The following is an 8,855-nucleotide window of genomic DNA, read 5'->3' as shown; positions in this document are numbered from 1 at the left end:
GGCGGACACGAGAACTCGACAACGGAAGCGTCGTTATGGGCGTAGAAGCGATGCCACCGTGCACGAACGGGGCGCGCTGTGTGGCCATCAAATAAATAGCGATGCGATCAGCCTTTGGTCAAACGATCGGGTCAGATATCACCAGCGTAGGTACGGACTTGAAGACGAACAGCAAATGTGCAGTCGGGCAGGCGCAGCGGCTATCGGTGCGCTTCAGCATCACGCGCCATTTAAACCCTTCCGGCCCGTCCGTCTGGGTGAATTCCTTGCCGCGGGCTGTACCGGAATCAGTCGAATGGATGAGATCCTCGTTCTCCTCGCCGGTGGTCGGCCGCCGCCCCACCTGCTGCCCGCGCCCCGTTCCCAGTGCGCGGATCCCCGATGCGAAGGGGAGCTTCCCTCGGGTCTTCGATGCGTAACCGCGTGACGGCTGTGATGGTTGCCGCCGTTGCCGGCGGTGCAATGCCGGCTGCCAGGCTGGTGATCTCCCCGGCTCGGGAAGATCAACAAGGGATGCGAGATCACCGGCACCTACCAGCACGACACCAAGGCTTGCGGCAGTTCCCCGGACCAGCCGCCCGACTCCCGGACCCCGCGCCAGAACAGGGTCGTGCCGGCCCGGCCGACGTGCAGTTCATCGAGGACGACGCAGTGGAGCCGGGCCCACACCCGGGCCCGGCTCCATTGTGCGAAGCGCTGCTGGACCGTCTCCCGGCACAGTCCGGACATCGGCGGCCACTGCTGCCACGTGCAGCCCGGCCTGGCCATGGAGCACGATCGCCGTCAGAACCTCACCCCGCACCAACCGCTCGGCAAGACTTGCCAAGCTTGGTCAACGAGCAGCCGAGACCATAAGAGCGACGCCTGATTCGGCGATTTCGCCTGGGGTCACCACTCGATTTCGGCTGCCCCGGGGCAGCCGGGATGGCCCTTCGCGCCCGGGTGGCCGTTTCCGCCCTTGATGCCGCCGTGGACGTTCTGATGGTGCTTGGCTTGGCCGCTGCTGCCCTGCCCGCCGAAGCCGCCGTGGGCGCCGTCGCCGCCGTCGCCGCCCCGGCCACCGCAGCCGTAGGTCCGGCCGTTCACGGCGTGTGCCCCGGCGCCGCCGGCTCCGTGGTGCCCTCCGCCGAAGGCACTGCCACCGTAGCCTCCCCTCTTCCCCTCATGCCCGGAATCGCCGGACTGACCGTCATCGCCGTTCCCACCGGGTGCGCCGTCCATGTGTTCGACCGGGAGGCCGGTGCACTTGAAGGCATTGGGGTTGGTAGGGTCGCCTCCCGTCCCGCCCTTGCCCCCGGCCCCAGGAATGCCGCCTGTGCCCGGCTCGCCGTGACTGGTCTCACCGTTGTAGCCTCCCCCGCCGAACACCCCACCGGGAGCTTCCGGCGCACCGCCTCCACCGGAGCCTGCAGGCGCCACCACAGATACCTCCTCCCCCTTGGTGGAGTAGACCGCCGTAATACGCGGGACCTCGGAGGTGTCTCCGGATTTGGCCATTTCGCTCGACACCCCTGAGGAACCGTTGGCGCCACCGCCGAAGGCGGTGCTGTTGCCTTTGCCGCCGCTCCCGCCGTGGCCGCCCTTGGTGCCCTCACCAACCGAGCCTTGGGTGCCGATCCTGACGTACAGCTTCTGACCCGACTGCACTTCGACGTGACACTTGACGAAGCCGCCCGCGCCGCCGCCACCGCCGCCCCCGCCGCCGCCACCGCCACCGCCGCCACCACCACCTCCACCACCGGAAGTGGCACCCGCCTTGCCCCCGCCGCCGCCACCACCGCCACCGCCGCCACCCGCGCCCCCTCCCCCGTTGCCTCCAGGGCCCCAGGCAGAGATGTTGAGGGCCGTGACGCCCTCCGGTACGGTGAAGGTTTCGGTCTGGGTAACTTCAGTGAACAGGTGATGACCGTGCGGTTCCGCCGCCTGCGCGGGCGCGGTCATGGCACCGGCCAGCAAGCTGGTCAGGGCCAGCCCCGCACCCACCCACACGGGCAGACGTGTGTTGATCGGTTGTTCGCAGTTCGACACGATGATGTCTTTCGCTCGGAAGTTCGGGGGCCGGCAACCGCTGTGCCGGCCCCATCGCGCGGTTACTTGAGGGCGGAGTCGGCTGTGCTCGCGGTTCCGGAGGCGACGGTGGATACGGCGGAGTTGACCGTGTCCTTGGCGTTCGTGACCGGACCCGGCTCCGGAGCGGCCGGGGTCGAGGCCGAGGAGCCGCTGGGGGAGGAACTGCTGGAGGACTGGTCGGAGGAGCTGCCCGAGGCCTTCGGGTCGTACTGGTAGGTGTTCGTCACCTTGTGCTCCTGGGTGATCTTCCCCGGGGCCGGGTAGGTGACCTGGGCAGGCAGGCGGCTGGAGCCCTGGTCGCCCGGGCCGTCGGCCAGAGCCGTGGACGCCTGGCCCAGGGTGATCGCCGAGGCGGCGACGGCGACAGCGGCGGCGGCGGCGATGCGATTGCGTACAGAGAACATGGAGACTTCACTCCTCTTGTGAGGGGAATACGCGACGCTGAATGGCGTGCGTCTGAAATGCCGAACCGCTGGGGCGGCGGCTGGATTTGAAAGCCAGAAGAGGTGCTAGGTCGAGATTGCTACCGGCGGTATTGGCGGCAAGTCAAATCGTCGGATCACATGATCGCGAACGGGTGTGCCAGCCAAACCACGGGCCGCGTACGCGCGTTCGGCGCCGTGTGTGCGAGCGTATGAAACACCGAATTCATACAGGCAGGGAAATGGGCTTTCAGCCGGGCAAATCACACCGCGAGCGAACTTTCGGTGCGGCCTGCACCCGAGGAACCCGGTCAGGTGACGGCCGTTCACGCCGCACGCCGCTCCCACTCGTGCGGGGCATGCAGCGAGAACGCCCGGGCGGACGGGCGACGTTCGGCGGCATGGCCCCACCGACCCGGCCGCGCGCGCCGCATGGTCGGCGTGGATCCGGGCAGAGGCACTGGAGCTCCTCAAATCCGGGAGGCGTTCGCGAAGGCGTCGCACCTCCGGGAGGTCTTGTTCGACTCGCTGCCACGCGCGGGGACGAACTGTCCGAGCTTGTGGACACCCTGTTGCACGCGGACGGTCCGGTGACTTCCCCGGTGGACCCGACACGGGTGGCCGGACATCGGCGTCGGCACGGCGCGATGTACGACGCGCTGAACCACGGGAGTGCGGGCGTGCCCCGGCTGCGGCAGGTGCTGGCCGGTCCGCCGATGCCGCGGGCCGCCGCATGGACATGGCTGCTCATCGCCGCTCACACGCAGCTGAGGCTCCTCCGTCGGGCCGCCGCCGGCATACGGCGGCCCTGGGAAAGCCCGGCGAGCCTGAACGGCTCACGGCCGCCCGGGTCCGCCGCTTCCGGAACCTCCACCCGCACCTCACCTGCCCGGCCCGCGCACCCAAACCCTCACGCCCCGGGCCGTCAGAAGGCGTTGGTCCCGGTGAGGTCGGCGGAGAGGTCCCAGAGGCGGGACGCCGCGGCGGGGTCGACCGCCCAGGGCTTGACCCCGCCGATGAGCATGTCGTCGTTCTCGGCCGGGTCGGCGATGTCGCAGTCCTGGCAGTAGGCGCCGCCGTGGGCGTCGAGGAGCGGGGACGTCGCCGCCCAGACGGCCGTCGCCGCGCCCTGTTGCGGCGTCTTGAACCCCTCGGCCGGCTCGCCCTCCGGGGTCACCCAGCCGTGGGCGAGCCACTCGTCGCGCGGGACGTGGCGCTGCAGTGGTGTGAGGATGCTGCCCGGGTGCACGGCGTAGGCGTGCAGACCGTTCGGGGCGCCGAGGCGGTCCAGGTGGACGGCGAAGAGGGAGTTGGCGGTCTTCGACTGGGCGTAGGCGAGCCAGCGGTCGTAGCCGGTGCGGAAGTGGATGTCGTCCCAGCGGATGCCGGAGAGGAAGTGTCCGGAGGAGGCGACGGCCACGACCCGTGCGTGGGGGGCGAGGGCGGGGCGGAGGCGGTTGACGAGTGCGAAGTGCCCGAGGTGGTTGACGGCGAAGTGCGCCTCCCAGCCGGGGCCGACGCGGGTCTCCGGGCAGGCCATGACGCCGGCGTTGGCGATGACGGTGTCGAGGACGCGTCCGCCGTCGAGGAGGCGGTCGGAGAAGGTGCGGACGCTGTCCAGATCGGCCAGGTCGAGGGTGTGGGCCTCGGTTCCGGGGATGTCGTGCAGGGCTTCCTCCGCGACGGCCTTCCGGCGTGCCGGCACGATGACGTGTGCTCCCGCGCGGGCCAGGGCGCGGGTGGTCTCCAGGCCGAGACCCGAGTATCCGCCGGTCACCAGGGCGGTGGTGCCGGTCAGGTCGATGCCGGCGAGAACGTCGTCGGCCGTGCTGTGGGCACCGAATCCGGTGCCGGTCCCGTGCTGCTTCGTGATCATGCGGAGGACGCTAGGAGCTGGAGCGCAGGCTAGGTCAAGATACGGTGCGCCCATGGGTGAGAGGACGGACGGCCTGTCCATCGGCAAGGTTTCCGAGGCGACCGGGATGAGCGTGCACGCGCTGCGGTTCTTCGAACGGGAGGGGCTCTTCCTGCGGGACATCCCGAGATCGGGCGGTGGGCAGCGGATCTATCAACAGGCCGACGTCGACTGGCTCATGCTGTGCGACCGTCTCCGGGCGTCCGGCATGCCGATCGCCACGATCAGGCGGTTCGCCGAGCTCGTCCGCTCCGGTCCGGGCAACGAGCCCGACCGGCTCGCGCTGCTTCGGGAACACGAGGCGAACATCCAGGCGAAGATCGCCGATCTCATGGCCTGTCTGGAGATCGTCCACGGCAAGGTGGTCGCCTACGAGCAGCACCTTCGCGACGGAACCGCGGCCGGGGTGTGGGCGCCTGTGCCGTGAGGTGGCTGCGCGGCGTCGGTGAGGGCGTTGGCGAGGGCGTCGACGAGCGGGTCGTGACCGGCCGTGCGCCGGGCGATGACGACACGGCTCGGCGGATGGCCGTCGACGGGCACGAAGGCGATGCCCGGGCGTGCGTGCCGCCGCGCGGCGCCGGCGGGCAGGAGGCCGACCGCGCCCTCCCAGAGGACGGCGTGCAGGCACTCCTCGACGGACGCCACCACCGGGCCGGGCGTGTCCTCCTCGGCGGCGAGCCAGTAGGCGCGCCACCGGGCGTCGGTTCCCGGCGGCAAGCGGAAGCGCGGGCGGCCGGCCAGTTCCGCGACGCGCAGACGCGGTCGGGCCGCCAGGGGATCGCCGGCGGGCACGGCCGCCACCACCGGTTCCTCGGTGAGCAGGCGAACGGTCAGGCCGCTGGTGTCGAAGGGCAACCGGGTCAGCGCGAGGTCCACCCGCCCCTCGCGCAGGCCGGCCGCCGGGTCGGTGACGGGTGCCTCGCGGAGGCGCACCCGCACGCCGGGACGGTCCCGGCGCAGCGCGGCCAGCGCCGCCGGGCCGACGTCCAGCCCCGCGCCCGCGACCGTGCCCAGCACCAGGACCCGTTCGGACTCGGTGCCGCGGACCCGCTCGCGGGCGCGTTCGGCGCGCTCCAGGAGGTCCCGTGCCTCCGCCAGCAGCACTTCGCCGGCCGGGGTGAGCCGCGCCCCGGTGGGGATGCGGTCGAACAGGCGGCACCCGAGGTCGGACTCCAGCTCGCGGATCCGGCGGCTGAGCGGCGGCTGGGCGAGACGCAGGCGTGCCGCCGCGCGGCCGAAGTGGCCCTCCTCGGCCACGGCGACGAAACAGCGCAACGCTCGCAAGTCCATGACCAGCCACGATACCGAGATCGGAACCGCCCGCCCGAAACCGGTCTTGGACGGGGGCGCGGCGCCCGGGGTGAGGTGGTCCCAGGCAGCGGGCAACGGGCCCGCCGCCGACCGCCTTCGCCCGAGGAGTCCACCCGTGTACCAGCACCCCGACGACCTGCACCGCGCTCGTTCGGTCGGCAACGGCGCCCCGGCCGAGTTCGCCGCCTGGCTCGCCTTCCAGCAGGCCGTGGACCGGGAGGACGGGGCCGTGCCGCGCCGCTACCGCGAGCTGATCTCGGTGGCGGTCGCGCTCGTCACCCAGTGCTCCTACTGCCTGGACGTGCACACCGCCGCAGCCCGCCGGCACGGCGTCACCGCCGAGGAACTCGCCGAGACCGCGTTCGTGACCGCGTCCGTCCGGGCGGGCGGCACCCTCGCGCACGCGCTGCTCGCGGACCGCCTCTACGAACAGCACGGCCACGCCGCGCCGGCACCGTCCCACGACTGACGCGGCGGGACGGCGGGACGGCGCCGGCCGTGTGCGAACCGTTCCGGGAGGGCGACCCGCCCTCCCGGCGGCTCCGGCCGTCTTCTAGGGTGTGCCGCCATGAAGATCATCGAGCTCTCCCCCGGCGATCCGCGGCTCGCCTCCGACCTGCTGCCCGTCCTGCGCCAGTTGCGCCCGCACCTCACCGAGGAGGTCTTCCGGGAGGTGTACGAGGAGGGGCACGGGCAGGGGCTGCGCTTCACCGCCGCGTACAACGACGACGGGATATGCGTGGGAGCCGCCGGTTGGCGTATCACCGTCAACACCAGCACCCTGCGCATGCTCTACGTCGACGACCTCGTGACCGATGCCGAGGCACGCTCCACAGGCGTCGGGCACCATCTCCTGGAGCACCTGCAGATGCGCGCCCGTGAGGCCGGCTGCCACCAGTTCCGGCTGGACTCCGGCACCCACCGCACCGACGCGCACCGCTTCTACTTCCGCGAGCGCCTGGTCGTCGACGCCTTCCACTTCGGCAAGAAGCTGAGCTGACCGGCGTTCACCGCCCGGGTCCGGGCCCGGGCGGTGACGGGTCGGTCACATCGGTTACGGGGTCTGCTGCGTCAGGCACGTGAGGACCGCCAGGCGGAGGGCCGCCACCTCCACATCGAGTGCCGCCAGCACCTTCAGGGCGGTGCCTTCCCGCGCCGCGAGCAGGCCGAGCAGGATGTGCTCGGTGCCGATCCGGTCGTGCCCGAGGGCCTTGGCCTCGCCCACGGCGCTTTCGAGGGCCGTCTTCGCGTTCTCGGTGTAGGCGGGCCTGGGGAACCGGAACGCGCCCGGTCCGAAGGCCTCGTCGGCCCGCCGCTGGATCCCGGCGACGTCGATGCCGAGGGAGGCCAGGGCGTCCTTGGCGGCCTGGCCGCCCTCCCCGGCCGTCCCGTCCGCCTCCCGCAGCCGCGCGGTTTCCTGCCGTGCTCGCGGCAGGTCGACGCCACATGCGCCCAGCACCTGGCCTGCGCCGCTGTCGGCAGCCCCGGCGAGCCCGAGCAGCAGGTGCTCGGTCCCGATGAAGTCGTGTCCCAGCGCCATCGCCTGGTCCTGTGCCGCCACCACGGCCCGCTTGCCGTGATCGGTGAAGTACTCGAACACCTTCAGCTCTCCTTGCCCTCGGCCTTGCGCCTGGACGCGTGCTTCTCGTGTACGGACTGCCTGCTGACCTGGAGGGCGGTCGCGATGCTCTGCCACGTCCAGCCCTGTTCACGGGCGTTGTCGACGTGGAGCCGCTCGAGCTCTTCCAGCAGGCGGCGCAGCGAGACCACGGCGTTCAGGCCCACTACGGGGTCCTTGTCGGTGACTTGGCCGGCCAGGGCCGCCGGCGTGACCTCATCCGTCATGCTGTCAGGCTACCCTGACGAAGCGAGGTGTCAAGCAATCCTGACATCGCCGGTGGGGCCGGTATCGGGCGTATCGGCGGCTCCGCTACGTTGTGCCCGTAACGAAGAGAATCCGCACGAGGGGGACTTTTGACCGCGTACTTCGGCCCGCTGGAGCGGACCGCCGGCCAGTGGGTGGTCGGCGACCCGCAACGGAAGGGCGGGGCCCATCCGGCACTCTCCCCCGAGGGCCTACGCGCCTTGGTCGCGGGCGAGGAGCAGGAACTGGTGCTGTGGCGGCGGTTCATGGAGGTCTCCACGGAGGTCACCGTCCACCGCTGGTCCGGCTCCCGGACCGCCGCTCTTCTGAACGTCCTCTTCGGCGAGGGCGACGGAGGCGTGAACGGCAACGGCTCGCGCCTGACCGGCATGGTCGGGTTCCCGTACGAGATTGGGTCGGGCGACGCGCTCGAGACGGCCCTTCGCCTGGAAGGCGTGTGAGCCGTCAGGTGGGGGCGGCTTCGGGCCCGCTATCCTGCGCGGCGTGAGCAACTCATACGTGAGCAGGGACGACGCCGAGGTCGCGATAGCCGCCGTACAGGCCGGAGCCGGTGTGGTGCGCCGCATGTACGGCCGGCGGCTGTCCCGCGTCGACAAGGGCGCCGGGGACTTCGCCACCGCCGCGGACGTGGAGGCGGAGAAGGCGATCCTGGGTGTCCTGCGGGACGCACGGCCCGGTGATGCGGTGCTCGGTGAGGAAGGCGGGCAGCAGGGGGCGGCCGGGGCCGCGCGTCAGTGGCTGGTGGACCCCTTGTGCGGCACGCTGAACTACGCGGTCGGCAACATGCTGGTGGCGGTCAATGTGGCGCTGCGCGACGGGGCGGCGGCGGTGGCCGATCCGTTCAGCGGCGAGGTCTTCTTCACCGACGGCGAGACCGCCCGGATGCGGCGCGACGGGGTCGACGCCCTGCTGGCGCCCTCGTCCGCCTCCCGGCTGGTGGACGTGAACCTGGATCCGCCGTTTCCGAGCGCGCCCGCCTTCCGGGCCGTGGATCTGCTGGCCGCTGCCGGGTTCACCGAGCGGTTCCGGCCGCGGGTCGTGTCCACGACGCTCGCGTTGGCCTGGGTGGCGGCCGGCAAGCGCGCCGCGTATGTCACCGATGGCGGTGACCTGTCGGGGAGTGTGCATTTCGCGGCCGGCATCGCCGTGTGCCGGGCCGCCGGGTGCGTGGTGACCGGCGTCGACGGCGGCCCGATCGGCCCGGGGGGCCGCGGGCTCGTGGTGGCCGCCGACGCGGAGACCCATGGACTGC

13 protein-coding genes and 3 pseudogenes are annotated in these 8,855 nt (G+C 71.6%); 7 read left to right on the top strand and 9 right to left on the bottom strand.

Translation table 11 applies throughout. From position 1 onward, the window contains the following. Positions 1-118: 118 nt before the first annotated feature. From AB0K09_RS24450 to AB0K09_RS24435, 4 genes are all read right to left on the bottom strand, one after another. Positions 119-541 (bottom strand): hypothetical protein, encoded by a 423-nt coding sequence (locus AB0K09_RS24450; protein ID WP_366067521.1) that lies wholly within the window; start codon positions 539-541, stop codon positions 119-121. After that, positions 532-768: a hypothetical protein gene (locus tag AB0K09_RS24445; RefSeq protein ID WP_366067520.1), complete on the bottom strand. Its 237-nt coding sequence runs from the start codon at positions 766-768 to the stop codon at positions 532-534. Before AB0K09_RS24445 ends, AB0K09_RS24450 begins: the two co-directional genes overlap by 10 nt. A gap of 120 nt (positions 769-888) precedes the next feature. After that, a complete protein-coding gene (locus AB0K09_RS24440) occupies positions 889-2,028 on the bottom strand; it encodes a hypothetical protein (RefSeq protein ID WP_366067519.1) in 1,140 nt (379 codons plus the stop codon). A 62-nt stretch (positions 2,029-2,090) separates the two neighbouring features. After that, a complete protein-coding gene (locus tag AB0K09_RS24435; protein ID WP_366067518.1) occupies positions 2,091-2,474 on the bottom strand; it encodes a hypothetical protein in 384 nt (127 codons plus the stop codon). A gap of 450 nt (positions 2,475-2,924) precedes the next feature. Between AB0K09_RS24435 and AB0K09_RS24430 the strand changes: the two are divergent. Together AB0K09_RS24430 and AB0K09_RS24425 are read left to right on the top strand one after the other, a co-directional pair. Next, positions 2,925-3,223 (top strand): annotated as a pseudogene (locus AB0K09_RS24430) (hypothetical protein); the annotation flags it as partial. Further along, a pseudogene (locus AB0K09_RS24425) lies at positions 3,212-3,417 on the top strand (transposase); the annotation flags it as partial. The pseudogenes AB0K09_RS24430 and AB0K09_RS24425, both read left to right, overlap by 12 nt. Here the strand turns inward: AB0K09_RS24425 and AB0K09_RS24420 are convergent. Next, positions 3,418-4,368 (bottom strand): SDR family NAD(P)-dependent oxidoreductase, encoded by a 951-nt coding sequence (locus AB0K09_RS24420; RefSeq protein WP_366067517.1) that lies wholly within the window; start codon positions 4,366-4,368, stop codon positions 3,418-3,420. Positions 4,369-4,420: 52 nt separating this feature from the next. On the opposite strand from AB0K09_RS24420, the gene AB0K09_RS24415 reads away from it, so the two are divergent. Continuing rightward, on the top strand, positions 4,421-4,834 hold the full coding sequence (locus AB0K09_RS24415; protein WP_366067516.1) for a MerR family transcriptional regulator: 414 nt from the start codon (positions 4,421-4,423) through the stop codon (positions 4,832-4,834). On the opposite strand, the gene AB0K09_RS24410 is transcribed toward AB0K09_RS24415, so the two are convergent. Next, positions 4,777-5,697, bottom strand: coding sequence for a LysR substrate-binding domain-containing protein (locus tag AB0K09_RS24410; protein WP_366067515.1), 921 nt, complete (start codon positions 5,695-5,697; stop codon positions 4,777-4,779). The two genes, AB0K09_RS24415 and AB0K09_RS24410, sit on opposite strands and share 58 nt — an antisense overlap. 136 nt (positions 5,698-5,833) lie before the next feature. Between AB0K09_RS24410 and AB0K09_RS24405 the strand changes: the two genes are divergently transcribed. Both AB0K09_RS24405 and AB0K09_RS24400 read left to right on the top strand, forming a co-directional pair. Beyond that, complete coding sequence (locus AB0K09_RS24405; RefSeq protein WP_366067514.1) at positions 5,834-6,187, top strand: carboxymuconolactone decarboxylase family protein; 354 nt, start codon at positions 5,834-5,836, stop codon at positions 6,185-6,187. 99 nt (positions 6,188-6,286) lie between these two features. Further along, a complete protein-coding gene (locus AB0K09_RS24400; RefSeq protein WP_366067513.1) occupies positions 6,287-6,718 on the top strand; it encodes a GNAT family N-acetyltransferase in 432 nt (143 codons plus the stop codon). A 54-nt stretch (positions 6,719-6,772) separates the two neighbouring features. Here the strand turns inward: AB0K09_RS24400 and AB0K09_RS24395 are convergent, their stop codons facing one another. The 3 genes and pseudogenes from AB0K09_RS24395 to AB0K09_RS24385 form a co-directional block, all read right to left on the bottom strand. Then, positions 6,773-6,943: a Clp protease N-terminal domain-containing protein gene (locus tag AB0K09_RS24395; protein ID WP_366067522.1), complete on the bottom strand. Its 171-nt coding sequence runs from the start codon at positions 6,941-6,943 to the stop codon at positions 6,773-6,775. 186 nt (positions 6,944-7,129) lie between these two features. Beyond that, a pseudogene (locus AB0K09_RS24390) lies at positions 7,130-7,318 on the bottom strand (Clp protease N-terminal domain-containing protein); the annotation flags it as partial. 2 nt (positions 7,319-7,320) lie between these two features. Next, entirely contained in the window at positions 7,321-7,563 is a 243-nt protein-coding gene (locus AB0K09_RS24385; RefSeq protein WP_366067512.1) for a hypothetical protein, read from the bottom strand. Positions 7,564-7,692: 129 nt separating this feature from the next. On the opposite strand from AB0K09_RS24385, the gene AB0K09_RS24380 reads away from it, so the two are divergent. Together AB0K09_RS24380 and AB0K09_RS24375 are read left to right on the top strand one after the other, a co-directional pair. Beyond that, complete coding sequence (locus AB0K09_RS24380; protein WP_366067511.1) at positions 7,693-8,043, top strand: hypothetical protein; 351 nt, start codon at positions 7,693-7,695, stop codon at positions 8,041-8,043. 43 nt (positions 8,044-8,086) lie between these two features. Next, on the top strand, positions 8,087-8,855 hold a 769-nt coding region (locus tag AB0K09_RS24375), incomplete at its 3' end, for an inositol monophosphatase family protein (RefSeq protein ID WP_366067510.1).

The organism is Streptomyces sp. NPDC049577 (assembly GCF_040675635.1).
Lineage (GTDB): Bacteria > Actinomycetota > Actinomycetes > Streptomycetales > Streptomycetaceae > Streptomyces.
This window is presented reverse-complemented; position numbering and strand designations above follow the sequence as displayed.